A 25,095-nucleotide genomic window follows, 5' to 3' on the forward strand; every position below is an offset into this window, starting at 1 on the left:
TGCGCGCCGAGCCGGTGTGAGGACCCGCACGCTACGTGCTCCGGCGGCCGGTGTGAACCGTGCGGACCCTCACGTCAGCGGCGACGGGACGGGCTCGCGCACGGCACGCAGGTGGTGGCCGAGGGGCGGACCGCGAGCCGCGCGGGGTCGATGGGGCGCCCGCAGACCGCGCACGCGCCGTACTCGCCCCGGGTCACCCGGGCCAGCGCGGCGTCGATGTCGCGCAGCCGCTCCTCGCCCTCGCGGAGCAGCGTCTCGACCTGCGCCCGCTCGAACGCGATGGTCGCCCCCTCGGGGTCGTGCTCGTCGTCGGCGTTGCTGTCGCGGCTGGCGGCGACGAACGCGGCGTGCTCCTCCCGCAGGCGGGCGAGGCGCGCGAGCACGGCCGTGCGCTCGGCGCGGAGCGCGCCGGCGTCCCCGGCGGTGGCCCGGGGAGGATCGGGAGCGGGGTCGGTCACCCGTTCGAGCCTGCCACGCGCGGGCCGGACGGCCTAAGGTCGAGAGGGTGACCCCGGATCCCACCCGCGCCCGCGTCTTCGGCTCCTTCGCCGAGGACTACGACCGCTACCGGCCCGACTACCCGGCCGAGGCCCTCGACTGGGTGCTGGGCGAGGGGGTCGACGCGGGCTCCCACCAGGAGCCCCGTCGGGTCGCCGACGTCGGCGCCGGCACGGGGAAGCTCACCGCGGCGCTCGTCGCGCGCCGTCTCGACGTGGTCGCGATCGACCCGGACGAGGCCATGCTCGCGCAGCTCGCCGAGCGGGTCCCGGACGCCGAGCGGCACGTCGGGCGGGCCGAGGAGCTGCCGCTCGCCGACGCCTCCGTCGACATGGTGGTCCTGGGCCAGGCCTGGCACTGGGTGGAGCTGGAGCCCGCCGTGGCGGAGGTACGCCGCGTGCTCCGCCCCGGCGGCAGCCTCGCGCTGCTCTGGAACACCGTCGAGGACGAGGCGGGCGGCTGGGTCGCCGAGATCGAGTCGCTCGACCCGGCGCCGCCGCGCACGGCGGACTGGAGCCCCGACGACGTCGGCCTGCCCGAGGGGGAGTCGCAGCTCGCCGCGATCCGGTGGACCTGGTGGGTCTCCGTCGACCAGGTCGTCGGCAACCTCGCCACCCACTCGGGGATCGCGACCCTGCCCGACGACGAGCGGGAGGCGCTGCTCGACCGCGCCCGCGGCATCGTCGAGCGTGCGGTCGAGGAGCAGGACCGCGGCGACGGGATGATCGCCTGGCCCCACGTCTGCCTCTGCGTGCGGTGGACGCCGCAGGACTGACGCGGCGTCGGCGTCCGGCTCAGGCGGGGCGCGCGACCGCGGCGCCGCCGAACGCGCGCCGCACCAGCGGCAGCGCCACGAGCAGCAGCACGGCCGGCAGCGCGAACGCGATCCCGAGGCCCCGCCCCTCGCCGACGACGCCGAGCGAGGCGGCGCCGAGCACGACCCCGGCGTAGTTGAAGAGGTTCACCCGGGCCACGACCTCGTCGCTGCGCCCCGGCGCGAGCTCGCCCGCCGCGCCGAAGGCGAGCGGCACCAGCGTGCCCGTCGCGACGCCGGCCAGGGCGAAGCCGGCCACCGCGCCCGGCACCCCGGGGACGATCGCGACGAGCCCGCAGCCGACGGCGCCGACCATGATGCCCGCGAGCGCTACGGGCGCCCGGCCCGACCGGCGCACGAGCGCGTCGGTCACGAGGCGCGTGGTGAGCACGGTGGCCTGGTAGGCGGCGTACCCCAGCGGTGCCAGCGCCGCGTCCGCGACGAGCCCGTCGAGGTAGACCGTGCTCCACGTCGAGACCGCCGCGTCCACGGCGAACGCGACGAGCACGAGGGCGCCGACGACCCGGATGCCCCGCCCGGGCAGCGGTCCCCGGCCCTCGCCCCCGGGCTCCCGGGCGGCGCGGCTGCGGTCGAACAGCCGCACGCCGACGAGGGCGACGCCGGCGAGCAGGACCGCCGCCACCACCATGCCGGTCGTGCCGGACAGCTCCGTCGTCGCGAGCCCGGCCGTCGTGAGGGCGCCGAGCGCCGCCGCGGCCGTGTACGCCGCGTAGCAGCGCCCCAGCAGCGGTCGGCCCCGCCGCCGCTCGGCCAGCACGCCCTGCATGTTGCTGGCGGCGTCGACGGCGCCCAGGCCCGCGCCGTACGCCGCCGTCGCCGCGACGAAGAGCCCCAGCGATCCGGCGGTCGCCGCGACGGTGAGCGCGACGGCCTGCACGAGGAGGCCCCCGGCGAGCGCCTGCCGGCTGCCCCAGCGGACGGCGACGAGGTCGGCGAGCACCGACCCGACCGCGGCGGCGACGCACACGCCGAGCAGCAGTCCCGAGACGAACGCGTCCCCGAACGAGAACCGCTCCTTCACGGCGGGCAGTGCGGTGACGACCGCGGCGTAGCCGAACCCCTGTGCGGCGAACGCCGCGGCCACCACCGGGGCCGAGCCAGGGCGCGTCATGCACGCATGATGGACCCATGACGCCCCCCAGCATCGGAGAACTGCGGAGCCGACCGGCGCTCGAGCACCTCGACCTCGTCGCGGCCCCCGTCGCGGCGGCGCTCCAGGCATGGGCAGCGGCCGACCCGGTCACCGCCGGCGCCGTCGGCGTCGTCGAGATCGACCCCGCGCTGGCCGACACGGCGACGCTCATGGAGGCCTACCCGGACCTGCTGCCGGAGATGTCCTTCAACTGCGTGCTCGTCGCCGGGCGTCGTGACGGCGAGGAGCGGGTGGCCGCGTGCGTCGTGCGCGCCGACACCCGCGCCGACGTGAACGGCCTGGTCAAGCGGTCCCTCGACGTGCGGAAGTGCTCGTTCCTGCCCAGGGAGCGGGCGACCGCGGAGTCCGGCATGGAGCACGGCGGCATCACCCCCGTCGGCCTGCCCGGCGCCTGGCGGGTGCTCGTCGACGAGCGGGCCCGCACGGCTCCCGTCGCCGTCATCGGTTCGGGGCTGCGCCGCTCGAAGCTGCTGCTGCCCGGCTCCTCGCTCGTCGCGGTCCCCGGCGCCGAGGTCGTCGCCGACCTCGGTCGCTGAGCGGCCGCGCCGTCGCCCGGCTCTCGGTCGTGGTGCCAGCCCTGCGGAAAGCGGGGGTCTGACACCACGACCCGGTCAGGCGCCTCAGGTGGTCGGGCGCGCCACGTCGAAGACGGAGAGCTGGATGCCGTTGGCGTAGGCCGCGTGCTCGACCAGCGTCAGGGCGACCTTGTCCGCGTCGTCGGCGAACAGCCGCTTGCCGCTGCCGAGCACCAGCGGGAACGTCAGCAGGTGGAGCCGGTCGACGAGACCGGCGGCCAGCAGGCCCTGCGCGAGGGTGGCACTGCCGTGCACGTGGATCTCGCCGCCCTCGGTCTCCTTGAGCGCGGCCACCTCGTCGAGGCCCCGCAGCACCTGGGTGTTCGTCCACTCCGGGTCGCGCAGGGTGGAGGACACGACGTACTTCGGCATCGCGTTGTAGGTCGCGAACTCCTCCATGGAGGGCCACACCGGTGCGAACTCGTCGTAGCTGCGCCGGCCCAGCAGCAGCGCCGTCGCCGTCTCCATCTCACGCCCCTTGATCGCGTAGGCCTCCTCGACGAACGGGACGTCCTCGAAGGTCCAGCCCGCGTGGGGGTGGTCACCGCCGCCGGGGGAGTCGACGACGCCGTCGAGGCTGACGAACTCGGTGACGACGATGGGGCGCATGGCTTCCTCCTGGGCTCGCCCGCCGGCGGCGGGTCGGTGGGTACGGCGAGTCCGACCCCCCGCGGCGCCGGAAGTCATCGGGGGCTGCCGGGGGCGTCGCCCGCGTCGTACGGTGACCGGGTGCTCGAGCTGACCTTCTCCGGCGAGGTCGTCCACTGGCGCGGCCCCGCGCCGTTCCACTTCGTCGAGGTGCCGCCCGACGAGGCCGAGGACATCCACGCCGTGGCGGGGGCGGTGACCTACGGCTGGGGGATGATCCCGGCGACCGTGACCGTCGGCGGCACGAGCATGACGACCGCCGTCTTCCCGCGGGACGGGGGCTACATGGTGCCGCTCAAGGTGGCGCTGCGGCGGGCCGAGGAGGTCGAGCTCGGCGACGTCGTCACGGTGACGGTGACGATCGCGTCGCCCTGACGCCTCGCCCCGCGGGCTCAGCGGTTGACGGGGCGGGCGTCGGTGGCCGTCGGGCCGGACCCACCCTCCACCTCGACGAGCGCGGAGGCGCAGGCGGCGTGGAGCACGACGAGGAGCTCCGTGTAGGTCTGCTCGCCCTGCGGTCCGGCCTTGAGGTAGGTCGCGCGGGCACGGTTGAGCTGGAGCCGCAGCACGGCCGACTGGCCCGGGTCCTTGGCCTCCAGCCGGCGCAGGGCGCGGTCGAGCGCGACGTACTCCCGCACGGCGTCGGTCCCGTCCTGCGTGCGCTCCTCGGCGGTGTGCATCTGCTCCCCTCGCTCTCTGCTCCAGAAGAAAGAAAAACCGGAGCGCCCACGCGCTCCGACGCGACGATGGTGCCACAGTTCCGCGACGAATTCAGGGTCGTCGCCGCAGGCTGGGGATCGCCCTCCGGCGGCGACGTGAACGGCAGGTGACGCAGGGGTGAGGGCGGTGGCCCCGGCGAGCGCGGTTGCGGTCGCCGGCGCCGCGCCGACGTACGCTGGTTGAGCGATCAACGACCCCACGGAGGACCCATGACCGTCCAGCTCGGCCTCGACACGTTCGGCGACGTCAGCTCCGACGCCACCGGTGCTCCGGTGCCCCACGCCCAGGTGATCCGCGACCTCGTCGAGCAGGCGGTGCTGGCCGACGGGATCGGCGTCGACGCCATCGGCATCGGCGAGCACCACCGCGACGACTACGCGGTCTCGGCGCCCGACATCGTGCTCGCGGCGATCGCGTCCCGCACGGAGCGGATCCTCCTCGGCACGGCCGTCACGGTGCTGAGCAGCGACGACCCCGTGCGGGTCTACGAGCGCTTCGCCACGCTCGACGCGCTCGCCCCCGGGCGGGCGGAGGTCACGATGGGTCGGGGGTCGTTCACCGAGTCGTTCCCGCTGTTCGGGCTCGACCTGGGCGACTACGAGCGGCTCTTCGAGGAGAAGCTCGACCTCTGGGCGGCGCTGCAGGGCGAGGGCGAGGTCTCGTGGGAGGGCTCCGTGCGGGGGCCGCTCCAGGGTGCGCGGGTCTTCCCGACGACCGCCGCCGGCCGGATCCCGACGTGGATCGGCGTCGGCGGCTCGCCGGAGTCGGTGGTGCGCGCCGCCAGCTACCGGTTCCCGATGATGCTGGCGATCATCGGCGGCGAGCCGGGTCGCTTCGCGCCGTACGTCGACCTCTACCACCGCGCCCTCCGCGAGCTGCACCCCGAGCGGGCCGACGAGCGGCTGCCGGTGGGCGTGCACTCGCCGGGCTTCGTCGCCGACACCGACGATGAGGCGCGCGAGCTGCTGTTCCCCCACTTCAAGGCCAACCGCGACCGCATCGGTCGCGAGCGCGGCTGGGGTCCGGCGACGCGGGCGCAGTTCGACGCGGAGGCCGACGCGGGCTCGCTCTACGTCGGGTCGCCCGAGACCGTCGCGCAGAAGATCGCCGCCACGGTGCGCACGCTGGGGATCGACCGGTTCGACCTCAAGTACTCCAACGGCCCGCAGCCGCACGCCGAGCTCCTGCGGTGCATCGAGCTGTACGGCACCCAGGTCGCGCCCCGCGTGCGGGAGCTGCTGGCGGACTGACTCCCGGGCCCCGACTCCGGACCGGAAAAGGGTCACGGACGACAGCCCTGGCGGCGATCGGGGTGGCGTTCGTGCCCCCATTCGTACGGCGCGGATCACGCCGCTCGCGGTGGCAGGCGACGCGGGGCCCAGCGTCGGCACAGCCAGGTCATGCCGGCAGGGGTCTGCGTGCTCTCCCGCAGCAGTGCCCGCCACGGTCGCAGGCGTGCCGGGTCGTGCTCCCGTCCCGCTGCACGATCGAGATCGCGGGCCAGGGTGCCGACCTGACCGAGGAGGTCGGGGCGCGTCACCGCGATGCGACCCCAGTCGACGGCACCCAGGCGCCGGTCGCGGCGGAGGTCGTCGCGCTGCGCCGCGGGCTCCCGGTGGGTGGCTCCGTCGTACTCGACCAGGGTCCGGGTGCCCACCAACCACAGGTCGCCGCGGGCCACGAGCCGGCCGTCGAGGTCGCGCACCTCGTGCTGGGCGCGGACGTCCAGGCCGAGCACGAGGCAGAGTCCGCCGAGCACTGTCTCCATCGCCGACTCCGCGCCGTCGAGCACCAGGTCCAGCGCAGCCCGCAACCGCGGCCCGCCGCGCGCACCGGGAGTGTGGGCGGCCTCCTCGACGGACGCCCGGGTCACCCCGCAGTGGAGTGCCCCGGCGACCACGATCGCCAGGTCGAGCGTGCCGAGCAGACGCCCGCAATCGAGCAGCGTCCGTGGCGGCGATGCGAGGCGGAGGCCCGACATCGTCTCGCTCGGTGCCGGGCCGGCCGTCCTGGTGAGCCGCACCTCGGGGCGCCGCACCCGGCCACTGCCCCGCGGCACGCCCGCGAACACGGGCACGTCGTCCGGGAGCAGCGGCAGCCACCATCCGCGCGCCCGGGCGGCTGTCAACCCGGTCAGCACCGCCGACGGTGGCAGCACCTGCTGCACCGCGAGCAGGTCGAGGTCGGGTCCATCGGGCGGTTGCGCGGTCTGCCGGTGGGCTCCGTGCACCACGCGGGACCACCCGGCGCGCCGCACCCGGCCGAGCTCGACCAGGTCGACGTGGTCGGGAGCCCCGGATCCGTCAGCGGAGGTCACGCGCTCACGATGCCCCCGCCGCGACGACGCTCAGGGCGCCATCGCCCCGCCTGGGGAGGGACGCAGCCCACCGCGGGCCTGGGGACGATCAGCGGGCCGTCCGGAAAGGGGCACGAACGGCACCCGGGACGCCGGATCGGCTGTCGTCCGTGACCCTTTCAGCAGGCCCGGACGGACGGGAGGGGGAGGCTCAGGCCGGGGGCTCCTGCCCGTTGGGCGACGCCCCACCCTCGGCCTGCTCCTTCGCGTGCTCGGCCAGCGCCGCGTCGACGTCGAGGTCGCGCAGGCCGGAGATGAGCTGCTCGAGGGCCGCGGGCGGCAGGGCGCCGGCCTCGCGGTAGACGAGCGTGCCCTTCTTGAACGCCATCAGGGTCGGGATCGACGTGATCTGGGCCGCGCCGGCGAGCTGCTGCTCGGCCTCCGTGTCGACCTTCGCGAACACGACGTCGCCGTGCGACTCCGACGCCCGCTCGAAGACGGGCGCGAAGGCCTTGCACGGGCCGCACCACTCCGCCCAGAAGTCGACGATCACCAGCTCGTTGTCGGTGACCGTGCTCTCGAAGTCGGTGGATCCGATGTTGACCGTGCTCATGGCCGCTCCTTCGTCGTCGGGCCTGTCCCCACCTCCAACGAGGCCGGGCGGACGGGTGTTCCCCGCTCCGGCTAGCGTCTCCCCCTCGCCCCAGCCGACCCCAGGCACGACCCAGCCCAGCACGAGGAGCCCGATGCCGCCCCGCCCGCGCCGTACCGCCACCCGCACCCGACCCCGGCCCGCCGACATGGTCGCGCCGCCCGGAGCGATCGAGGTGTTCACCGACGGGGCCTGCTCCGGCAACCCCGGACCCGGCGGGTGGGCGTGGGCGATCGACGAGGAGCGGTACGCCGCGGGCGGCGAGGCCGCGTCGACCAACCAGCGCATGGAGGTGCGGGCGGCCTACGAGGCGGTCCTGGCGAACCCCGGTCCGCTGGTGGTGGTGAGCGACTCGACGTACGTCGTCAACTGCTTCCGCGACCGCTGGTGGGCGGGCTGGCTGCAGCGCGGGTGGACCAACAGCGCACGGCAGCCGGTCGCCAACCGCGACCTGTGGGAGCCGTTCGTCGAGGAGGTCAACGCCCGCGGTGACGTGGCCTTCCGGTGGGTGAAGGGCCACTCGGGGAACCGGATGAACGACCTCGTCGACCGGCTGGCGGTGCAGGCGGCCCAGCAGGTCTGAGCCCCGGGGAAAACCCGGGTGCACGGCGCCGGAGCCGGCTGGGACACTGACGTCCATGCGGCCCATCGTGCAGAGCAAGAAGCTTCAGAACGTGCGCTACGACGTGCGAGGTCCGATCCTCGTGGAGGCGCAGCGGCTCGAGGCGGAGGGGCACCGCATCCTCAAGCTCAACATCGGCAACCCGGCGCCGTTCGGCTTCGAGGCGCCGCAGTCGATCGTCGCGGACATGGTGACGCACCTGCCGGACGCGCAGGGCTACTCCGACTCGCGCGGGATCTACTCGGCGCGCACGGCGGTGGCGCAGTACTACCAGTCCCGCGGCCTCACGGAGACGTCCGTCGACGACGTCTTCATCGGCAACGGCGTCTCCGAGATGATCTCGCTGGTGCTGCAGGCGTTCCTCGACGACGGCAACGAGGTACTCGTGCCGGCGCCGGACTACCCGCTCTGGACGGGCGCGGTCACGCTCTGCGGCGGCACCCCGGTGCACTACCGCTGCGACGAGGAGAACGGGTGGAACCCCGACCTCGCCGACATCGAGGCCAAGATCACCCCGAACACCCAGGCCCTGGTGATCATCAACCCGAACAACCCGACGGGCGCGGTCTACAGCGAGGAGACCGTCAAGGGCCTCGTCGACATCGCGCGGCGGCACGACCTCGTGCTGATGAGCGACGAGATCTACGAGAAGATCCTGTTCGACGACGCGGTGCACCACCACACGGCGACGTACGCCGGCGACGACGTCCTCTGCCTCACCTTCTCCGGCCTCTCGAAGGCCTACCGGGTCTGCGGCTACCGCGCCGGCTGGGTGATGATCTCCGGGCCGAAGCACCTGGCGGAGGACTTCCTCGAGGGCCTGACCCTGCTCTCCAACATGCGGATGTGCGCGAACGTGCCGGCGCAGCACGCGATCCAGACGGCGCTGGGCGGCTACCAGTCGATCAGCGAGTACATCGGGCCCGGCGGCCGCTTCTACGAGCAGTCGAAGACCGCGTGGCGGCTGCTCAACGAGATCGAGGGCGTCAGCTGCGTGGAGCCGATGGGCGCGCTCTACTGCTTCCCGAAGCTCGACACGGAGATGTTCGGGATCACCGACGACCAGGAGTTCGTCATCGACCTGCTCCGGGCGAAGAAGCTGCTCGTCACCCACGGCACGGGCTTCAACTGGTTCGAGCCCGACCACTTCCGCCTCGTGACGCTGCCCGACGTCGACATGCTCACCGAGGCCATCGAGCGCATCGCCGACTTCCTCGCCACGCTGCGCCGCTGAGGCTCGGCTCCACCGTCCCCTCCCGGGACGTCATGCGCGCCGGCGGCCGGAGCCACCGCACCGCATGACGTCCCGGAGGGGGGCTCAGCCGGCGAGCCCCGCCACGACGCGGGTGGCCTGCTCGATGGCGCGCTTCGCGTCGAGCTCCGCCGCGACGTCCGCGCCGCCGACGAGGTGCACCGCGCCGCTGCCGGCCGGGTACGCCGCGGAGCCGTCCAACGCGTCGTACACGTCCCGCACGGACTCCTGCCCGGCGCACACGACGACGTGGTCCACGGCGTAGAGCCGCTGCTCCCCGTCGACCGTCACCCACAGGCCGTCGTCGTCGATGCGGTCGTAGGTGACGCCCGAGACCTGCACGACGCCCGACTGCTTGAGCACGGCCCGGTGGGCCCAGCCCGACGTCTTGCCGAGGCCGACGCCGATCGGCGTGGTCTTGCGCTGCAGCAGGTAGACCTCCCGCACCACGGCGCGCGGCTTGGGCTCGGTCAGCCCGCCGCGGTCGAGGGCGGGGTCGCCGACGCCCCAGTGCGACTTCCACGCCTCGACGTCGTCGATGGTCTCGGCGGGGTCGTGGGTGAGGAAGTGGGCGACGTCGACACCGATGCCGCCGGCGCCGACGACGGCCACCCGCTGGCCGCAGGTGACGCGGCGGGCGAGCACGTCGGCGTACGAGACGGCCTTGGGGTGGTCCATGCCCGGGATGGCCGGCACCCGGGGCTCGACGCCGCTGGCGACGACGACCTCGTCGAAGCCCGCCAGGTCGTCGGGGGTCGCGGTGGTGCCGAGGCGGACGTCGACGCCGAGCACCTCGAGCCGGCGCGTGTAGTAGCGCAGCGTCTCCGCGAACTCCTCCTTGCCGGGGATCTGCATGGCGAGCTGGAACTGCCCGCCGAGGTGGGGGTTGCGCTCGAAGAGGGTGACGGCGAAGCCGCGCTCCGCGGCCGAGACGGCCGCCGAAAGGCCGGCGGGGCCGGCGCCCACGACGGCGACGGTGCGGCGCGTCCGCGTCGGGCTCAGCACCAGCGTCGTCTCCCGGCACGCCCGCGGGTTCACCAGGCACGACGACTTCTGGTTGCTGAAGATGTGGTCGAGGCACGCCTGGTTGCAGGCGATGCAGGTGTTGATCTCGTCGGCCCGTCCCGCGGCGGCCTTGGCGACGAGCTCGGCGTCGGCGAGGAACGGCCGGGCCAGCGACACGAGGTCGGCCTCGCCGGCGGCGAGGATGTCCTCGGCCACGCCGGGGGAGTTGATGCGGTTGGACGCGCACACCGGCGTCGCGATCCCGGCCTCGCGCAGCGCCGCCCGCAGGCGGGCCGTCGAGTCGCGCCACGCGGCGCGCGGCACCTGCGTGATGATCGTCGGCACGCGGGCCTCGTGCCAGCCGATGCCCGTGTTGAAGACGTCGACGCCGGCCTCGACGAGCGCCTGCGCGAGCTCGACGGTCTCCTCCCACGTCTGTCCGTCCTCGACGAGGTCGAGCAGCGAGATGCGGTAGTCGAGGAGGAAGTCGTCGCCGACGAGCTCCCGCGTGCGGCGCACGACCTCGATCGCGAACCGCATCCGCTTGGTCGCCGACCCGCCCCAGCGGTCCGTGCGGTCGTTGGTGCGCGCGGCGAGGAACTGGTTGATGAGGTAGCCCTCCGAGCCCATGATCTCGACCCCGTCGTAGCCCGCCCGCTGCGCCAGCCGGGCCGCCCGCGCGAAGTCGGTCGCCGTGCGGTCGACGGCCCCCGTGCTGAGCGCGGTCGGTCGGAACGGCGTGATGGGGCTCTTCCGGCGCGACGCGCCGACGTTGAGCGGGTGGTAGCCGTAGCGCCCCGCGTGCACCAGCTGCAGCACGATCTTCGCGTCGTGCTCGTGCACCGCGTCGGTCACCTGCACGTGGCGCGCGGCCTGCAGCCGGTTCGTCATCTCCGAGCCCAGCGGCTTGAGCCAGCCCCGCTTGTTGGGCGCGTAGCCGCCCGTCACGATCAGCCCCACGCCACCGGCGGCGCGCTCGGCGAAGTAGGCCGCCAGCTTGCCGATGTTCCAGAACCCGTCCTCGAGGCCGGTGTGCATGGAGCCCATGACGCTGCGGTTGCGCAGGGTGACGCTGCCCCGCCCGTGCGCCGTGGGGATGGTGAGCGGGCTGAGGAAGGTGGGGTACGCCGTGGGCGCGGTCATCGGGACTCCTCGGGGTCGGTGGGGTGGTCGGTCGCGGGGTGGGTGCTCGGCGCTCCGTGCGCCGTCAGGTACTCGTCGAGCCAGGCGATCCAGAACTGCTCCATGAGCAGCCCGCCGCGCAGCACGAGCCAGCGGTCGAGGGTCGACCCGGCGAGGGCGCCGGGGTCGGGGAACTGCGTGGCCGCCATCTCCTCGTAGGCCCGGAGCCGCGCCCGGTGCTCCTCCCGCCGCACGGCGAGGTGGGCGAGCACCGCTGCGCGGTCGCCGTACGACGCGCCCCGCATCTTCACCGCCACCTCGGTGCGCAACGGCTCGGGGTCGGACGGCGTCGCCAGCCAGTCGGCGAGCACCTTCTCGCCGACGGGGGACACGGCGTACACCTTCTTGTCGGGCCGGCCGGTCTGGGCGACCGTCTCGACGTCGACCCAGCCGTCGTCGGCCATGCGGCCGAGCGTCCGGTAGATCTGCTGGTGGCTGGCCTGCCAGAAGTTGCCGAGGGTGCGCTCGAAGCGCTGGGTGAGCTCGAGGCCGGAGCCGCCGCGCTCGCGCAGCGCCACGAGGAGCACGTGTTCGAGGGCCATGGCGGAGAGGGTGCCATGCAACTCGTTGCACTGCAACTAGTTGCACGACCCTCCTCCCCCGGGTCGTGGTGCGAGCCCGTCACTTTCCGGCGGTCTGGCACCACGACCGCCGGAGGCACCGTGCCCCGCTGACCGGTCGCGCGCGGGCGTCACCTCCGCGCAACACGGGTCCGCCACGATGACGCCATGGCTTGGATCGTGCTCGTCCTGTCGGGGTGCCTCGAAGCGGTGTGGGCGACCGCCCTCTCGCGCTCGGAGGGCCTGACCCGTCTGGTGCCCACCGCCGTGTTCGGCGTCTCCGTGGTCGCCAGCATGATCGGGCTCGCCTGGGCGATGCGGACGCTGCCCGTCGGCACGTCCTACGCGGTGTGGGTCGGGATCGGCGCGGCGCTCACCGCGTCGTACGCCATGGCCACCGGCGCCGAGGCCTTCTCCGCCGTGCGGGCGCTCCTGCTGCTCGGCATCGTCGCCTGCGTCATCGGCCTCAAGCTCGCCCACTGAGCCCCGCGGCGCGTCCCCCGAGGATGCCCTCGCCACTGTGACAGTGGATCTGTCATGATCCGTGCATGGCGCTCACGCTGGGACAGGGAACGGGGCCGCTCGCCGGCCTGAAGGTCGTCGAGCTCGCGGGGATCGGGCCGGGCCCGCACGCGTGCATGATCCTCGCGGACCTCGGCGCGGACGTGATCCGCATCGACCGTCCGGGCGGGGGCGCGCTGTCGGTGGTCGCCGACCCGCGCCACGACCTGCTCACCCGCGGCCGCCCGAGCGTGGCCGCCAACCTCAAGGACCCCGTCGCCCGCGACACGGTGCTCGACCTCGTCGCGGAGGCGGACGTGCTCGTCGAGGGCCTGCGTCCCGGCGTGACCGAGCGGCTCGGGCTCGGCCCCGACGACTGCCTCGCGCGCAACCCGCGGCTGGTCTACGGCCGCATGACGGGCTGGGGCCAGACGGGCCCGCTCGCCCACACGGCCGGGCACGACATGGACTACATCGCCATCACGGGCGCCCTCCACGGGCTCGGCCAGGACAAGGCGCGCCCGCACTTCCCCAGCAACCTCGTCGGCGACTTCGGCGGCGGCTCGACCTACCTCGTCATCGGCATCCTCGCGGCCCTCGTCGAGCGCGGCATCAGCGGCAAGGGGCAGGTGGTCGACGCGGCGATCGTGGACGGCACCGCCCACCTCAACGCCATGGCCTCGGCCATGCTGGCCGGCGGCGGCTTCACGGAGGAGCGCGCGGCCAACCTGCTCGACGGTGGGATCCCCTACTACGACATCTACGAGACCGCCGACGGCGAGCACCTCGCGGTCGGGGCCCTCGAGCCGCAGTTCTTCGACGAGCTCGTGACCCGCCTCGGCATCAAGGAGCAGGCGCCCGGGCAGGCCGAGCTCGGGCGGTACGACGAGCTCCGCACCCTCATCGCCGACACCATCCGGTCGCGCACCCGCGCCGAGTGGACCGAGGTGTTCGACGGCACCGACGCGTGCGTCGCCCCGATCCTCCGCATGAGCGAGGCGCCGGAGCACCCGCACGTCGCCGCCCGCGAGATCTTCGTCGAGCGCGACGGCGTCGTGCAGCCGGCGCCGGCGCCCCGCTTCTCGCGCACGGAGCCGACGCTGACGCTGAGCCCGCACCGGGCGGGCAGCTACACCCGCGAGGCGCTCGAGGCCTGGGGCGTGGCGGACGTCGACGGACTGATCGCGTCGGGGGCGTTCGTCCAGGCCTGAGACCGGGCCTGGGACCGGGCCTGGGACCGGGCCTGGGACCGGGCCTGGGACCGGGCCTGGGACCGGGCCCGGACCGCGGCGTCGGCTCAGCCCTGGCACGCTTGCCCGGTGATGCTCCTCGCCGCCGCCGTGGTCGCCGCCGCGGCCTGCCTGGTGGCGGCGCTCGTGCTCGACGGCGTCCGTCAGCTCGGCGTCGGCGTGCTCGCGGCCGGCCTGGTGCTGGGGGTCGGGGCGGTGAGCCCCGGCCACGCCGAGCGGGCGGTGCTCGACCTGCTGCCCGTGGTGGGCTACCTCGTGGCGATCCTCGTGCTCGCCACCCTCGTCGAGCGGGGCGGCGTCTTCGCGTGGCTCGGCGGCGTCGTCGCGGCCGGAGCGCGCCGCGCGGCCGACCCCGGGCGGCGGCTCGTGCTCCTCGCCGTGCTCGCGGCGGCGGTGGTCACGGCGTTGCTCACCCTCGACGCGACGGTCGTGCTGCTGGCGCCCGTGCTCGTGCTCGCGGCCCGGGGTCTCGGTCGCGATCCGTGGCCGCTCGACCTCGCGTCCGTGCGGCTGGCCAACACGGCGTCGATCCTGCTGCCGGTCTCCAACCTCACCAACCTCGTCGCGTTCGACGCGTCGGGGCTGACGTTCCTCCACTTCACGCTGCTCATGGCGCCGGCGTGGCTCGTGGTCGTCGCGGCCGAGCACGTCGTCGTACGCCGCGCGCAGCGCCCCGCCGACGTCACGCCCGTAGCGACGGAGGCCCCGGTGACGGTCCCGCGGCCCGACCGGCCGACCCTCGTCGTGCTCGGCGTGACGCTGGTGGTCATCGTGGTCGGCGGCCAGCTCCACCTGGAGCCCGTGTGGCCGGCGCTGGTCGCGGCCGTGGTGCTTGGGGTGCGCGCGGCGCTCACCCGCCGCCCCGGGCTGCGGCTCGCGCCGACGCGGCTCCTGGCCGCCGGGCAGGTGCCGTTCGCCGTCTTCGTGCTCTGCTGGGCGGTCGCCGTGACGGCGCTGGCCGACCGCGGGGGTGCCGACCTCCTCGAGCGGCTGCTCCCCGGCGGCACCGGGGTCGGCAGTCTCGTGGTGGTGGCGCTCGTGGCGATGCTGGCCGCCAACCTGCTCAACAACCTCCCGGCCACGCTCCTGCTCGTGCCGCTGGCGGCACCCGTCGGGCCCGAGGCCGTGCTCGCGGTGCTGATCGGGGTCGGGGTAGGGGCGAGCGCGACGTACGCCGGCTCCCTGGCCAACCTCCTCTGGCTCCGCAACCCCGCGCTCGAGCACCCGGCGGACGTGGGCCGGCGCTTCCACGCGGTCGGCCTGCTCGTCACGCCGGTGCTCGTGGTGGTCGCGACCGCCGTGATGGCCGGTACGGCGGCGCTCGTCGGGACCTGAGCCCGGCCCCCGGTCCGCGTCGTGGCGATGTCGCGGGCGGTGGACCAGAGCGTCAGCCGCCTGCCATCGGTGGCGGGAGGGTTCCCGAGCTGCGCTGGTGCATGTCGTCCAGGGAGGCGAGGCGCTCACCGGACCGGCTCTGGAGGTCGGGGTACTCGTGCAGTGCGTAGCGAGCGAGTGCCGGCATCGTGATCTCGAGGACCCCCCGGCGGGGGGCATAGATGTCTCCGCTCTCGATGAGGTTCTGTCGAACGCGTGACCAGGAGCGCTGATCCCGGCCGAGGATGACGGCGAGCTCTTGGGCCGTGGCGCGGCCACCGTTCGCGGCGATCGCTGTGACGAGCTCTGCCTCCCGCTCGGAGAGCGCGTCCCAGCGCGGCTCGAGGGAGCGCATGGTCAGGGTCTCAGCGGCCGGAGGGATCGCGGCTGCGGCGGAGGCGACGTCGACGACGGGGCCGGGCGCGTGGCGCCACACGGCCTGCGCGAAGTACTGCAGGTGTGCCGGATAGCGGTTGGAGGCCTCGAGCACGGCGTCGACGGCGGCAGGCTCCCACCCGCCCCCAGCAACACGGGCAGGCTCGAGGAGCGCGAGGCGGGCGTCGGGCTCCTCGAGCTGCAGCGGGATCCGGGTCTCCACGAAGAGACGATCGGGGTGAGTGACGCCGGCCTCGGTCAGCCGGGCCATGGTGTGGGGCAGTCCCGTGCCTGCGAAGACGACGGCCGCGTCGGGGTGGTCGACGTTGAGGCGCTGGAGGACGGCGGCGATGAGGGCGACCTCGCGGGCGTCGCCGACCTGGATCTCGTCGATGGTCAGCATGACCCCACCCCTGGTCCCGGCCGTCTGGCGACCGCCCGTCTCGTCCCGCACGGCCCCGGAGAGGGCCGCCAGGGCGCCCGCGAGGGACTCGGGATCGCGCGCGGCTCCGGTCGACCCGCCCGCCGGCGGGTGGAGGCTCACGCCGGCCGAGAAGCCCCCGGCTCCCAGCTGCAGGCCAGCGAATCGCTCGAGCGCCTGCTTCGCGCGCTTCCACGGTCCCTTGTCCGCCGCGATGGCGGCGTCGGCCTGCCGGATCAGCGACGCGACCATCGTCGGCTCGTCGCGTACTGCTTGGAGATTGACGACCTCGTAGCCGAGGCTGCGAGCCTGGTCTGCCAGCACGGTGAGCGTGCAGGTCTTGCCGACCCCACGTGGGCCGGTGAGGAGCAGGTCCTCGGCAGCTGCACGACCCCCGCCTCCCGCGACCGCGTGCAGCTGCAGGGTCCAGTCCCGCACGAGCCGGTCACGACCGACGAGCAACGGCGGGATCTTGCCCGCGCCGGGTCGGTAGACGTTGCTGTCCATGCGCTCATCCTCCTGCAGAAAGACGTAGAAAACAGTCTTTTTCTACGTCTTTCTGTCAAGGGCACGCACGGTGGGTGGTGAGGGCGCCCCGCACTGAGGCGTGGCCTCAGCGCCCTGTCTTCCGCCGCGCTGAGGCCACGACCGCCCTCGCCGACGACGGGCACGGCCAGTGCCCGCAGCCGGGTGCGCAGCTCGTCGGTGTCACGCTCCAGCGCGGCGGCCAGCGGGGGCGTGGGATCGGCGTGCGTCGTGCTCCTGCCCGACTGGCGCGCGGGGTTCGCCGCCGGCGCCGTCGCGACCCTGCTCTGCGGCGTCCTCGTCCTGCTCCTCGCGCGGGGCGGCTCCTCCGGGCCGGCGACCCGGGAGGCGCACGGGTACGCCGCGGGTCGCGCCGCGACGTACCAGCTCCTGGTCCCTGCCCTCGGCGACGGTCCTGACCGCCCGTCGCCTCGCCACCCGCTCCCCACGGGTCGGTTGGGCGCTGACGGTGGCGACCGTCGCCGTCGCCCTCGTGCTGGTGGGCGGGGCGGGCCGCGTCCCGGCGCTCGCCGTGCTCGCGTGCGTGCTCTTCGGCTGGGGGTTCGTCGCGGCGACCTCGGCGCTCATCGCCTGGGCGGCGGAGCTGCGCCCGCAGGCGCCCGCCGCGGTGACGGCCGGCTTCTTCGTGCTCCTCGTGCTCGGTCAGGCCCTGGGGTCCGCGACGGCGGGGGATGTCACCGCGCGCGTCGGTTCGGGCGCGGCGTTCGTGCTGGCGGGCGCGGTCGCGGCGCTCGCGTGCGTGGCGTCGGTCCCCCGGGACGGCCGCCGCCCTGGTACACCTGTGACGTGGACCTCACCCTGACGCCCGACCAGGAGGCCTTCCGGGCCGCCGCCCGCGAGTTCTGTGACCGGGAGGTCGTGCCGCACCGCACGGCGTGGGACCACGCCGAGTCCGTCGACCTCGCCATCGTGCCCAAGCTCGGCGAGCAGGGGTTCTTCGGCGTGAAGATCCCGGAGGAGTACGGCGGCCTCGGCCTCGACCTCCTCACCTACTGCCTGGCGATGGAGGAGCTCGGCCGCGCCGACTCGGCCATCCGCGGGATCGTGTCCGTGTCCGCGGGCCTCTTCGCCGGGCCGATCCTGGCCCACGGCACCGACGCGCAGAAGCAGCGCTGGCTCCCCGGGATCGTCGCCGGCGAGCTGCTCGGGTGCTTCGGCCTCACCGAGCCCGGCCACGGCTCCGACGCCGCGAACCTCCGCACGAAGGCGGTGCGCGACGGCGAGGACTGGGTGATCGACGGCGAGAAGATCTTCATCACCAACGGCACGTGGGCCGACGCCTGCCTCGTCTTCGCACGCACCGGCGGGCCGGGCCCGAAGGGGGTCTCGGCCTTCATCGTCCCGACGGACACGCCCGGCTTCGAGCGTCGGGAGGTCACGGGCAAGCTCGGGCTCCGCGGCCAGGCCACCGCGGCCCTGTCGTTCAGCGGCGTGCGGGTGCCCGCGGACGCGCTCCTCGGCGAGGAGGGCCAGGGCTTCCGGATCGCGATGTCGACGCTCGACACCGGCCGCGTGGGCATCGCGGCGAGCTGCACGGGGATCATCGCGGGCTGCCTGGCGGCGACGGTCGAGTACACGACCCAGCGCGACCAGTTCGGCAAGCCGATCGCGGCCCACCAGCTCGTGCAGGACCTCATCGCCGACATGTCGGTCGACGCCGATGCCGCGCGGCTGCTGGTCTGGCGGGCCGCCGACCTCGCGATGCGGGGCGAGCCGTTCTCGCTCGCCGCGTCGAAGGCGAAGCTGTTCGCCTCGGAGGCGGCGGTGCGCGCCGCGAACAACGCGGTCCAGGCGTTCGGGGGCTACGGCTACGTCGACGACTACCCGGTCGCGAAGTACCTGCGCGACGCCCGCGTGATGACCCTCTACGAGGGCACCAGCCAGATCCAGAAGCTGCTCATCGGCCGCGCGGAGACCGGGGTGTCCGCCTTCGTGTGACCCACGCGGCTCCCCGCGACCCACCGGTACGCCGCGCAGACGCGCCCGGCTGCTTAGGCTGGCCCGCATGTACCGACTCCGCAACGGCGTGCAGAACTACTCGTGGGGGTCGCCCGAGGCCATCCCACGCTTCCTGGGCGAGCGCCCCGACGGCACGCCGGTCGCCGAGGTGTGGATCGGCACCCACGCCCTCCAGCCGTCGACCGCGGTCGACGCGAGCGGCAACGCCAAGCCGCTGTCCGACCTGACCGGCGACCTGCCGTTCATGCTCAAGGTGCTCGCCGCCGACCAGCCGCTGTCGCTGCAGGTGCACCCCAGCAAGTCGCAGGCCGAGGACGGGTACGCCGAGGAGGAGCGCGCGGGCATCCCGCTCGACGCACCGAACCGGGTCTACAAGGACGACAACCACAAGCCGGAGATGGTCTACGCGTTGACCACCTTCGACAGCCTCATCGGTTTCCGCCCGACGGTGGAGATCCTGCGGGTGCTCGCCCCGCTGGAGACGCCGCTGACCCAGAAGCTGGCGGAGGACCTGCGCGCCGACCCCGGCTTCGCGGGCATCGTGCGCCGGGTCGAGTGGCTCCTGAGCTCGGAGGTCAGCCCCGCCCAGATCGGCGAGGTGGTCGGCGCCTGCCGTGCGCTCGGCAAGATGGGCATGGACATCAAGCGCGCCTACTCGACGGCGGTCGAGATCGCCGAGTACTACCCCGACGACGTCGGCGTCGTCATCTCCCTCATGCTCAACCGGATGACGCTCCAGCCGGGCGAGGCGGCCTACCTGGGCGCCGGCATCATCCACGCCCACCTCAAGGGTCTCTGCCTCGAGGTCATGGCCTCGTCCGACAACGTGCTGCGCGCCGGGCTGACCAGGAAGCACGTCGACCCGACCGGCCTCGTGACCTGCCTCGGCACCACCGGCATGGCTCGGATCGCGCGCGTGAACCCGGAGTTCGCGCTCGCCGAGACGGAGGTCTTCAGCCCGGCCGACGTCGAGTTCGCGCTGGCCGTCACCCAGGTGTCGCACGCCGACCCCGAGGGCGTCGCCGTCGTCAACGCCAAGCAGTCGCTGCTCATCTGCACCGGCGGCGAGGTCGAGGTGCGCAACGGCGCCGGCGAGCAGGTGCGGCTGGGCCGCGGGGAGTCGGTCTTCCTCGGGCCCGACGACCGCGACTGCGTCGTCGTCGGGCTCGGCGAGGTCGCGCAGGCCTTCGAGCCCGCCCGCCGCGCCGTGCACTCGCGGCTCGTCGACGTCGTCTGACGCTCCGGCGGGAGCGGTCGGTCAGTCCGGTCGCCCCGGGGTGACGGGGCGCATCGTCCGCGTCACCCGCGTACGCCGCGCGTGGAGCCCCCGCGCCACGGCGGCCACGATGGCCTCGCCCTCGAGCACGCCGCAGGTGAGCAGGTCGACGTTCGCCAGGTCGTGCTCGGGCCACGTGTGCACGGCGAGGTGCGACTGCGAGAGCACGAGCGACATCGTCACCGCGCCGTTGGGGAAGACGTGCGCGGCCTCGCCGAGCACGACGGCCCCGCCGGCCGCGGCCGCCTCGCGGAGCACGGTCGCCATGGTCGCGGCATCCGTCAGCACCGTCGGGTGGTCGGTCCAGACGTCGAGCGCGTAGGAGCACATCTCGTCACCGGAGGGCGCGGTCGCGGGGACGAGCGGGGCATCCAGGGTCACGGCGGGGCACCCTTCCCCGCCGCGCCCCGTCTCACGCGTTCGGATCGGGCTCGCCGCGCAGCTCGGCCGGGGTGCGGCCGTCCTCGGTGTGCGGCACGTCCTCGGGCAGCGACGGGTGGGCGCCGGCCGGGCCGTCGGGCCCGCGGGCACCGTGGGCGTCCTGGTACGGCGCGTCCGCCGCCACCGCCTCGTCGATGCTCTCGTTGAGGTAGCGCAGCACCTCGACCACCGTCGCCGCGACGGGCACCGCGAGGAACGCGCCCGTGATGCCGAAGATGGTCGAGCCGGCGGTGACGGACATGAGCACGATGCCGGCGTGGAGCTTCATCGTCTTGCCCTGCAGCCAGGGGGAGAGCACGTTCCCCTCGAGCTGCTGCACGGCGATGATGATGATGAGCACGACGAGTGCATCGCCGGGTCCGTTGGTCACGAGGGTGACGAGGCAGGCGAGCGCGCCGGCGGTGACGGCACCGACGATCGGGATGAAGCCGGCGAAGAACGTCAGGATCGCCAGGGGGATGGCGAGCGGGACGCCGATGATCACGAGGCCGAGCCCGATGAAGAGCGCGTCGATGAACGACACGAGCGCCTGGGTGCGGATGAAGCCGCCCAGGGTGTTCCACGCCCGGCTGATGACCTCGACGAAGTGGCCCCCGACGCGGCGGCCGCCGATCGCGGAGACCCACGGCAGGAAGCGGTGGCCGTCCTTGATGAAGAGGAACGTCAGGATGAGCATCAGCACGAGGTTGATGAGCACGTTCGTGATCGCCGAGATGCCGGTGAGCACGCCGGCGCTGATGTTGGACGACTGGTCCGTCAGCCAGTCCTGCACGGTCTCGAAGGCCTGGGTGATCTGGCCGTCGCTGATCTGCAGCGGGCCGTCCTGCAGCCAGTCGCGCACCTCGCCGACGCCGCGCACGGCGCTGTCGGCGATGTCGTTGGACTGGCCCGCGACCTGCGGCGCCAGGATGTAGCCGACGAGGAACAGGCTGCCGAGGAAGCCGATCATGACGCCGGCCGCGGCGAGGGTCGACGGCACGCCGTGCCGCCGCAGCCACGTGGTCGGGGGAGCGAGGAGCGTCGCGAGCACGAGGGCGAGCGCGACGGGGAACCAGACGACCCAGGTGTGCCCGACGATCCAGCCCAGGATGTAGAGCGACACCGCCCCGACGATCAGCCGGATGCCCCACACGTTGAGCTTGCCGAGACCGCGGTCGATCACGTCCGCCCGGTCGGGCTGGGGTCGGGTTCGCTGGTCCGGGTTCTCGCTGGCGGAGGACGTCGTCACACGCCAACCCTAGGGCGTCGGTGCTGAGGGGCGCGGGGGTGCGCCGTACGGCCGTGTTGTTACTCACGGGTCACCAAAGGCGACCCGGTCCTTCCACGTTGACAGTAATGGTGTCACAATCGGCGACGGACACCGATCGGCACGGGTCTGCCCGGACGCCGATCCACTGCAACCATCGAGGCAGGCAAGGACCGACATGGCAGAAGCATTCGTGTACGACCACGTTCGTACGCCGCGTGGCAAGGGCAAGAAGACCGGCTCCCTCCACGAGGTGAAGCCCATCGACCTCGTCGTCGGCCTGATCGACGAGACCCGCAAGCGCAACCCCGACCTCGACCCCGCGGTCGTCGACGACGTCGTGCTCGGCGTCGTGAGCCCGGTCGGCGACCAGGGCGCCGACATCGCGAAGACCGCCGCCCTCAAGGCGGGCCTGCCCGACACGGTCGCCGGCGTGCAGCTCAACCGCTTCTGCGCCTCCGGGCTCGAGGCCGTCAACCAGGCCGCGTCGCGGATCCGCGGCGGGTTCGAGGACCTGATCCTCGCCGGCGGCGTGGAGTCGATGAGCCGCGTGCCCATGGCCTCCGACGGCGGTGCCTGGGCGATGGACCCGGCCACGGCGCTGCAGACCAGCTTCGTGCCGCAGGGCATCGGTGCCGACCTCATCGCCACGATCGAGGGCTGGAGCCGCGAGGACGTCGACGCGTACGCCGCGGAGTCGAACGCCCGCGCCGCCAAGGCGCGCGAGGCGGGCTACTTCAAGGGCTCCGTCATCCCGGTGGTCGACGCCAACGGCCTCGTCGTGCTCGACCACGACGAGTTCATCCGCCCCGGCACGACGGTCGAGAGCCTGTCGACCCTCAAGCCCTCCTTCGCCGACATCGGCAAGGGCGCGGGCTTCGACGACGTGGCGCTCGAGAAGTACCACTGGCTCGAGAAGATCGACCACGTCCACCACGCCGGCAACAGCTCGGGCATCGTCGACGGTGCCGCGCTCGTCGCGATCGGCTCGGAGGAGGCGGGCAAGCGCGCCGGCCTCACGCCGCGCGCCCGCATCGTCTCGGCGGCCGTGTCCGGCGCCGACCCGGTCATCATGCTCACCGGCCCCGCCCCGGCCGCCCGCAAGGCGCTGGCCAAGGCGAACCTGACGGTCGACGACATCGACCTGTTCGAGATCAACGAGGCGTTCGCCGCCGTCGCGATGCGCTTCATGCGCGACATGGGCATCAGCCACGACATCACCAACGTCAACGGCGGCGCCATCGCCATGGGCCACCCGCTCGGCGCCACCGGCGCCATGATCCTCGGCACGCTCATCGACGAGCTCGAGCGCCGCGAGCTGAAGCGCGGCCTCGCCACGCTCTGCGTCGGCGGCGGCATGGGCATCGCCACCATCGTCGAGCTCGTCTGAGCGCCGGAACGACCAGGAGAGAACAGCAGATGACCGAGCAGAGCGCCGTCCGTTACGAGAAGGACGCCGACGGGATCGTCACCCTTACCCTCGACGACCCGAACCAGAGCGCCAACACGATGAACGACCTCTACCGCACGTCGATGACGGCCGCGGTGGAGCAGCTGTACGCCGAGCCCGAGGGCTCCGTGAAGGGCGTCATCCTCGCCAGCGGCAAGAAGACCTTCTTCGCCGGTGGCGACCTCAAGGGCATGGTCCAGGCCCGCCCGGAGGACTCGGCCGAGATCTTCGCGATGGTCGAGGACGTCAAGGCCCCGCTCCGCAAGCTGGAGCTCTACCCGGCGCCCGTCGTCGCCGCGGTCAACGGCGCGGCCCTCGGCGGCGGCCTCGAGATCGCGCTCGCGGCCAACCACCGCGTCGCGTGGAACAGCCCGAAGGTGCAGATCGGCCTGCCCGAGGTCTCCCTCGGCCTGCTCCCCGGCGGCGGCGGCGTCACCCGCACCGTGCGGATGTTCGGCCTGCAGGCCGCGCTCATGGACATCCTGCTGCAGGGCCCGCGGATGAAGCCGGCGCAGGCGAAGGAGAAGGGCCTGGTCGACGAGCTGGTCGACGACCTGGACCAGCTCCTCCCCGCGGCCCGCGCGTGGATCGCCTCCGTCGCCGACGACGCGTCGGCGGCGCAGCAGCCGTGGGACCGCCCGGGCTACAAGATGCCCGGCGGCACTCCGTCCACCCCGAAGCTGGCGCAGTTCCTGCCGGCCTTCCCGGCGCTGCTCCGCCAGCAGATCAAGGGCGCGCCCTACGAGGCGCCGCGTGCGATCCTGTCGGCCGCGGTCGAGGGTGCGCAGGTGGACTTCGACACCGCCTCGCGCATCGAGTCGCGCTACCTGACCGGCCTCATCGTCGGCCAGCAGAGCAAGAACATGATCCAGGCGTTCTTCTTCGACCTGCAGGCGATCAACGCGGGCTCGCTGCGACCCGACGGCCACGACAAGTTCGCGGGCCAGAAGGTCGGCGTCCTCGGCGCCGGCATGATGGGCGCGGGCATCGCCTACGTCTTCGCGAAGTCCGGTGCGCAGGTCGTGCTGAAGGACGTCTCCGTCGAGGCGGCGGAGCGCGGCAAGGCCTACTCGGAGAAGCTGCTCGACAAGGCGGTCTCCCGCGGTCGTGAGACCGAGGAGGGCAAGGCGGCGTTCCTCGAGCGCATCCACGCCACCGCCGACCCGGCTGACTTCGCCGGTGTCGACGTCGTCGTCGAGGCCGTCTTCGAGGACCCGGCCCTCAAGGCCAAGGTGTTCGCGGAGATCGCGGAGCACGTCAACCCCGACGCGCTGCTCTGCTCCAACACCTCGACGCTGCCCATCACCGAGCTCGCCGAGGGCGTGGACCGCCCGGCGGACTTCATCGGCCTGCACTTCTTCTCGCCGGTCGACAAGATGCCGCTCGTCGAGATCATCCGCGGCAAGGAGACGACCGACGCCGCGCTGGCGAAGGCCTACGACCTGGTCCAGCAGATCAAGAAGACCCCGATCGTCGTCAACGACAGCCGCGGCTTCTACACCTCGCGCGTCATCGGCTTCATGGTCAACGAGGGCCTGCAGCTGCTCGCCGAGGGCGTGCACCCGCAGACCCTCGAGCGCGCGGTCACGCAGGCGGGCTACCCCGTCGGCACGCTGCAGCTCACCGACGAGCTCAACATGGAGCTCATGAAGAAGATCGCCAAGGCGACGGCCGACGCCGCCGAGCGCGACGGCCTCGACTACGAGCCCCACCCGGGCCTCGCGGTGGTCGACAAGATGATCGAGCTCGGTCGCCCGTCGCGTCTCAAGGGCGCGGGCTTCTACGAGTACGACGAGTCCGGCAAGCGGCAGGGCCTGTGGTCCGGGCTGGCCGAGGCCTTCCCCGTGGCCGAGCAGCAGATCCCGTTCGAGGACGTGCAGGACCGCGTGCTCGTGCTGGAGGCGCTCGAGACGGCGAAGACCATCGAGGAGGGCGTCGTGACGTCCGCCGCGGCGGCCAACATCGGCTCGATCATGGGCATCGGCTTCCCGCCGTACACGGGTGGCGCCGCGCAGTACATGACCGGCTTCGAGGGTCGTGACGGCGCGCTCGGCCTCGGTGCCTTCGTGGCGCGGGCCGACGAGCTGGCCGAGGCGTACGGCGAGCGGTTCCGCCCGACGGAGTACCTGCGCAAGCTGGTCGCCAACGGGGAGTCCTTCCCGGCCTGACCTGCTCCACCCCGGCTCCACCCGGTTGTGGGCCCCGCGCGGCGGGGTGCGGGGCGGTGGGGGGCCGCCCCCGGTGAGGGAGGTCCGGGG

At 73.5% G+C, this 25,095-nt stretch carries 25 protein-coding genes; 14 read left to right on the top strand and 11 right to left on the bottom strand.

Annotation, left to right across the window (positions count from 1 at the left end; genetic code table 11):
- Positions 1 to 74: 74 nt before the first annotated feature.
- Positions 75 to 458, bottom strand: coding sequence for a TraR/DksA C4-type zinc finger protein (locus tag G3T38_RS22560; RefSeq protein WP_163771558.1), 384 nt, complete (start codon positions 456 to 458; stop codon positions 75 to 77).
- Between the two features lie 47 nt (positions 459 to 505).
- Between G3T38_RS22560 and G3T38_RS07615 the strand changes: the two genes are divergently transcribed.
- Positions 506 to 1,273 carry a methyltransferase domain-containing protein gene (locus G3T38_RS07615; protein WP_163771560.1) on the top strand — a complete coding sequence of 256 codons (768 nt, stop codon included), beginning with the start codon at positions 506 to 508 and terminating at the stop codon, positions 1,271 to 1,273.
- A gap of 19 nt (positions 1,274 to 1,292) precedes the next feature.
- Here the strand turns inward: G3T38_RS07615 and G3T38_RS07620 are convergent, their stop codons facing one another.
- Positions 1,293 to 2,444: an MFS transporter gene (locus tag G3T38_RS07620; protein ID WP_163771562.1), complete on the bottom strand. Its 1,152-nt coding sequence runs from the start codon at positions 2,442 to 2,444 to the stop codon at positions 1,293 to 1,295.
- A 17-nt stretch (positions 2,445 to 2,461) separates the two neighbouring features.
- Here G3T38_RS07620 and G3T38_RS07625 point away from each other — a divergent pair, with 17 nt between their 5' ends.
- Positions 2,462 to 3,022: a YbaK/EbsC family protein gene (locus tag G3T38_RS07625; RefSeq protein ID WP_163771563.1), complete on the top strand. Its 561-nt coding sequence runs from the start codon at positions 2,462 to 2,464 to the stop codon at positions 3,020 to 3,022.
- A gap of 84 nt (positions 3,023 to 3,106) precedes the next feature.
- On the opposite strand, the gene G3T38_RS07630 is transcribed toward G3T38_RS07625, so the two are convergent.
- Positions 3,107 to 3,670 (bottom strand): dihydrofolate reductase family protein, encoded by a 564-nt coding sequence (locus G3T38_RS07630; RefSeq protein WP_163771565.1) that lies wholly within the window; start codon positions 3,668 to 3,670, stop codon positions 3,107 to 3,109.
- Between the two features lie 120 nt (positions 3,671 to 3,790).
- On the opposite strand from G3T38_RS07630, the gene G3T38_RS07635 reads away from it, so the two are divergent.
- Entirely contained in the window at positions 3,791 to 4,084 is a 294-nt protein-coding gene (locus G3T38_RS07635) for a DUF1905 domain-containing protein (protein ID WP_163771567.1), read from the top strand.
- A 17-nt stretch (positions 4,085 to 4,101) separates the two neighbouring features.
- On the opposite strand, the gene G3T38_RS22165 is transcribed toward G3T38_RS07635, so the two are convergent.
- Positions 4,102 to 4,389: a hypothetical protein gene (locus tag G3T38_RS22165; RefSeq protein ID WP_163771569.1), complete on the bottom strand. Its 288-nt coding sequence runs from the start codon at positions 4,387 to 4,389 to the stop codon at positions 4,102 to 4,104.
- A 249-nt stretch (positions 4,390 to 4,638) separates the two neighbouring features.
- Here G3T38_RS22165 and G3T38_RS07645 point away from each other — a divergent pair, with 249 nt between their 5' ends.
- A complete protein-coding gene (locus tag G3T38_RS07645; RefSeq protein WP_163771571.1) occupies positions 4,639 to 5,679 on the top strand; it encodes an LLM class flavin-dependent oxidoreductase in 1,041 nt (346 codons plus the stop codon).
- A gap of 95 nt (positions 5,680 to 5,774) precedes the next feature.
- Here G3T38_RS07645 and G3T38_RS22170 read toward each other — a convergent pair whose 3' ends face one another.
- Both G3T38_RS22170 and trxA read right to left on the bottom strand, forming a co-directional pair.
- The gene (locus tag G3T38_RS22170) at positions 5,775 to 6,746 is read right to left on the bottom strand and encodes a hypothetical protein (protein ID WP_163771573.1); all 972 of its coding nucleotides are present in this window, start codon (positions 6,744 to 6,746) and stop codon (positions 5,775 to 5,777) included.
- Positions 6,747 to 6,936: 190 nt separating this feature from the next.
- Positions 6,937 to 7,338 (bottom strand): thioredoxin, encoded by a 402-nt coding sequence (gene trxA / locus G3T38_RS07655; RefSeq protein WP_163771575.1) that lies wholly within the window; start codon positions 7,336 to 7,338, stop codon positions 6,937 to 6,939.
- A gap of 133 nt (positions 7,339 to 7,471) precedes the next feature.
- On the opposite strand from trxA, the gene G3T38_RS07660 reads away from it, so the two are divergent.
- Together G3T38_RS07660 and G3T38_RS07665 are read left to right on the top strand one after the other, a co-directional pair.
- Complete coding sequence (locus tag G3T38_RS07660) at positions 7,472 to 7,960, top strand: ribonuclease H family protein (protein ID WP_241728599.1); 489 nt, start codon at positions 7,472 to 7,474, stop codon at positions 7,958 to 7,960.
- 55 nt (positions 7,961 to 8,015) lie between these two features.
- The gene (locus G3T38_RS07665) at positions 8,016 to 9,233 is read left to right on the top strand and encodes a pyridoxal phosphate-dependent aminotransferase (RefSeq protein WP_163771576.1); all 1,218 of its coding nucleotides are present in this window, start codon (positions 8,016 to 8,018) and stop codon (positions 9,231 to 9,233) included.
- Positions 9,234 to 9,317: 84 nt separating this feature from the next.
- On the opposite strand, the gene G3T38_RS07670 is transcribed toward G3T38_RS07665, so the two are convergent.
- Both G3T38_RS07670 and G3T38_RS07675 read right to left on the bottom strand, forming a co-directional pair.
- On the bottom strand, positions 9,318 to 11,399 hold the full coding sequence (locus G3T38_RS07670) for an NADPH-dependent 2,4-dienoyl-CoA reductase (RefSeq protein ID WP_163771578.1): 2,082 nt from the start codon (positions 11,397 to 11,399) through the stop codon (positions 9,318 to 9,320).
- Positions 11,396 to 11,980 (bottom strand): PadR family transcriptional regulator, encoded by a 585-nt coding sequence (locus G3T38_RS07675; protein WP_163771580.1) that lies wholly within the window; start codon positions 11,978 to 11,980, stop codon positions 11,396 to 11,398. Before G3T38_RS07675 ends, G3T38_RS07670 begins: the two co-directional genes overlap by 4 nt.
- 186 nt (positions 11,981 to 12,166) lie before the next feature.
- Between G3T38_RS07675 and G3T38_RS07680 the strand changes: the two genes are divergently transcribed.
- The 3 genes from G3T38_RS07680 to G3T38_RS07690 all read left to right on the top strand — a co-directional run bounded on the left by G3T38_RS07680 (position 12,167) and on the right by G3T38_RS07690 (position 15,084).
- A complete protein-coding gene (locus tag G3T38_RS07680) occupies positions 12,167 to 12,481 on the top strand; it encodes a DMT family transporter (RefSeq protein ID WP_163771582.1) in 315 nt (104 codons plus the stop codon).
- A gap of 65 nt (positions 12,482 to 12,546) precedes the next feature.
- Positions 12,547 to 13,710 (top strand): CaiB/BaiF CoA transferase family protein, encoded by a 1,164-nt coding sequence (locus G3T38_RS07685; RefSeq protein WP_163771584.1) that lies wholly within the window; start codon positions 12,547 to 12,549, stop codon positions 13,708 to 13,710.
- A 111-nt stretch (positions 13,711 to 13,821) separates the two neighbouring features.
- Entirely contained in the window at positions 13,822 to 15,084 is a 1,263-nt protein-coding gene (locus G3T38_RS07690; RefSeq protein WP_241728647.1) for an SLC13 family permease, read from the top strand.
- A 52-nt stretch (positions 15,085 to 15,136) separates the two neighbouring features.
- Here the strand turns inward: G3T38_RS07690 and G3T38_RS07695 are convergent, their stop codons facing one another.
- Positions 15,137 to 16,426: an AAA family ATPase gene (locus G3T38_RS07695; RefSeq protein ID WP_163771587.1), complete on the bottom strand. Its 1,290-nt coding sequence runs from the start codon at positions 16,424 to 16,426 to the stop codon at positions 15,137 to 15,139.
- A 487-nt stretch (positions 16,427 to 16,913) separates the two neighbouring features.
- Between G3T38_RS07695 and G3T38_RS07700 the strand changes: the two genes are divergently transcribed.
- From G3T38_RS07700 to manA, 3 genes are all read left to right on the top strand, one after another.
- Positions 16,914 to 17,267 (top strand): MFS transporter, encoded by a 354-nt coding sequence (locus G3T38_RS07700; protein ID WP_163771589.1) that lies wholly within the window; start codon positions 16,914 to 16,916, stop codon positions 17,265 to 17,267.
- Positions 17,252 to 18,403, top strand: a complete 1,152-nt coding sequence (locus G3T38_RS07705) for an acyl-CoA dehydrogenase family protein (RefSeq protein WP_163771590.1) — start codon at positions 17,252 to 17,254, stop codon at positions 18,401 to 18,403. The genes G3T38_RS07700 and G3T38_RS07705 overlap by 16 nt, the downstream gene beginning before the upstream one ends.
- 67 nt (positions 18,404 to 18,470) lie before the next feature.
- The gene (manA, locus tag G3T38_RS07710) at positions 18,471 to 19,661 is read left to right on the top strand and encodes a mannose-6-phosphate isomerase, class I (RefSeq protein ID WP_163771592.1); all 1,191 of its coding nucleotides are present in this window, start codon (positions 18,471 to 18,473) and stop codon (positions 19,659 to 19,661) included.
- A 21-nt stretch (positions 19,662 to 19,682) separates the two neighbouring features.
- Here manA and speD read toward each other — a convergent pair whose 3' ends face one another.
- Both speD and G3T38_RS07720 read right to left on the bottom strand, forming a co-directional pair.
- Entirely contained in the window at positions 19,683 to 20,081 is a 399-nt protein-coding gene (speD, locus tag G3T38_RS07715; protein ID WP_206675822.1) for an S-adenosylmethionine decarboxylase, read from the bottom strand.
- Between the two features lie 31 nt (positions 20,082 to 20,112).
- The gene (locus tag G3T38_RS07720; protein WP_163771594.1) at positions 20,113 to 21,369 is read right to left on the bottom strand and encodes an AI-2E family transporter; all 1,257 of its coding nucleotides are present in this window, start codon (positions 21,367 to 21,369) and stop codon (positions 20,113 to 20,115) included.
- A 196-nt stretch (positions 21,370 to 21,565) separates the two neighbouring features.
- Here G3T38_RS07720 and G3T38_RS07725 point away from each other — a divergent pair, with 196 nt between their 5' ends.
- Both G3T38_RS07725 and G3T38_RS07730 read left to right on the top strand, forming a co-directional pair.
- Positions 21,566 to 22,777, top strand: coding sequence for an acetyl-CoA C-acetyltransferase (locus tag G3T38_RS07725; protein WP_163771596.1), 1,212 nt, complete (start codon positions 21,566 to 21,568; stop codon positions 22,775 to 22,777).
- 29 nt (positions 22,778 to 22,806) lie between these two features.
- Entirely contained in the window at positions 22,807 to 25,005 is a 2,199-nt protein-coding gene (locus tag G3T38_RS07730) for a 3-hydroxyacyl-CoA dehydrogenase NAD-binding domain-containing protein (protein ID WP_163771599.1), read from the top strand.
- The last annotated feature ends 90 nt before the right edge of the window (positions 25,006 to 25,095 follow it).

The sequence above is a fragment of the Nocardioides zeae genome, assembly GCF_010686755.1.
GTDB lineage: Bacteria > Actinomycetota > Actinomycetes > Propionibacteriales > Nocardioidaceae > Nocardioides > Nocardioides zeae.

What these genes read in the sequence shown, in the direction of transcription:
- G3T38_RS07620 (WP_163771562.1), bottom strand. Translation starts at nt 2,444, where the DNA reads ATGACGCGCCCTGGCTCGGCCCCGGTGGTGGCCGCGGCGTTCGCCGCA.
- G3T38_RS07625 (WP_163771563.1), top strand. Translation starts at nt 2,462, where the DNA reads ATGACGCCCCCCAGCATCGGAGAACTGCGGAGCCGACCGGCGCTCGAG.
- manA (WP_163771592.1), top strand. Translation starts at nt 18,471, where the DNA reads ATGTACCGACTCCGCAACGGCGTGCAGAACTACTCGTGGGGGTCGCCC.
- G3T38_RS07660 (WP_241728599.1), top strand. Translation starts at nt 7,472, where the DNA reads ATGCCGCCCCGCCCGCGCCGTACCGCCACCCGCACCCGACCCCGGCCC.
- G3T38_RS07730 (WP_163771599.1), top strand. Translation starts at nt 22,807, where the DNA reads ATGACCGAGCAGAGCGCCGTCCGTTACGAGAAGGACGCCGACGGGATC.
- G3T38_RS07725 (WP_163771596.1), top strand. Translation starts at nt 21,566, where the DNA reads ATGGCAGAAGCATTCGTGTACGACCACGTTCGTACGCCGCGTGGCAAG.
- G3T38_RS07675 (WP_163771580.1), bottom strand. Translation starts at nt 11,980, where the DNA reads ATGGCCCTCGAACACGTGCTCCTCGTGGCGCTGCGCGAGCGCGGCGGC.
- G3T38_RS07670 (WP_163771578.1), bottom strand. Translation starts at nt 11,399, where the DNA reads ATGACCGCGCCCACGGCGTACCCCACCTTCCTCAGCCCGCTCACCATC.
- G3T38_RS07685 (WP_163771584.1), top strand. Translation starts at nt 12,547, where the DNA reads ATGGCGCTCACGCTGGGACAGGGAACGGGGCCGCTCGCCGGCCTGAAG.
- G3T38_RS07665 (WP_163771576.1), top strand. Translation starts at nt 8,016, where the DNA reads ATGCGGCCCATCGTGCAGAGCAAGAAGCTTCAGAACGTGCGCTACGAC.
- G3T38_RS07645 (WP_163771571.1), top strand. Translation starts at nt 4,639, where the DNA reads ATGACCGTCCAGCTCGGCCTCGACACGTTCGGCGACGTCAGCTCCGAC.
- G3T38_RS07630 (WP_163771565.1), bottom strand. Translation starts at nt 3,670, where the DNA reads ATGCGCCCCATCGTCGTCACCGAGTTCGTCAGCCTCGACGGCGTCGTC.
- G3T38_RS07690 (WP_241728647.1), top strand. Translation starts at nt 13,822, where the DNA reads ATGCTCCTCGCCGCCGCCGTGGTCGCCGCCGCGGCCTGCCTGGTGGCG.
- G3T38_RS07695 (WP_163771587.1), bottom strand. Translation starts at nt 16,426, where the DNA reads ATGGACAGCAACGTCTACCGACCCGGCGCGGGCAAGATCCCGCCGTTG.
- G3T38_RS07680 (WP_163771582.1), top strand. Translation starts at nt 12,167, where the DNA reads ATGGCTTGGATCGTGCTCGTCCTGTCGGGGTGCCTCGAAGCGGTGTGG.
- trxA (WP_163771575.1), bottom strand. Translation starts at nt 7,338, where the DNA reads ATGAGCACGGTCAACATCGGATCCACCGACTTCGAGAGCACGGTCACC.
- G3T38_RS22165 (WP_163771569.1), bottom strand. Translation starts at nt 4,389, where the DNA reads ATGCACACCGCCGAGGAGCGCACGCAGGACGGGACCGACGCCGTGCGG.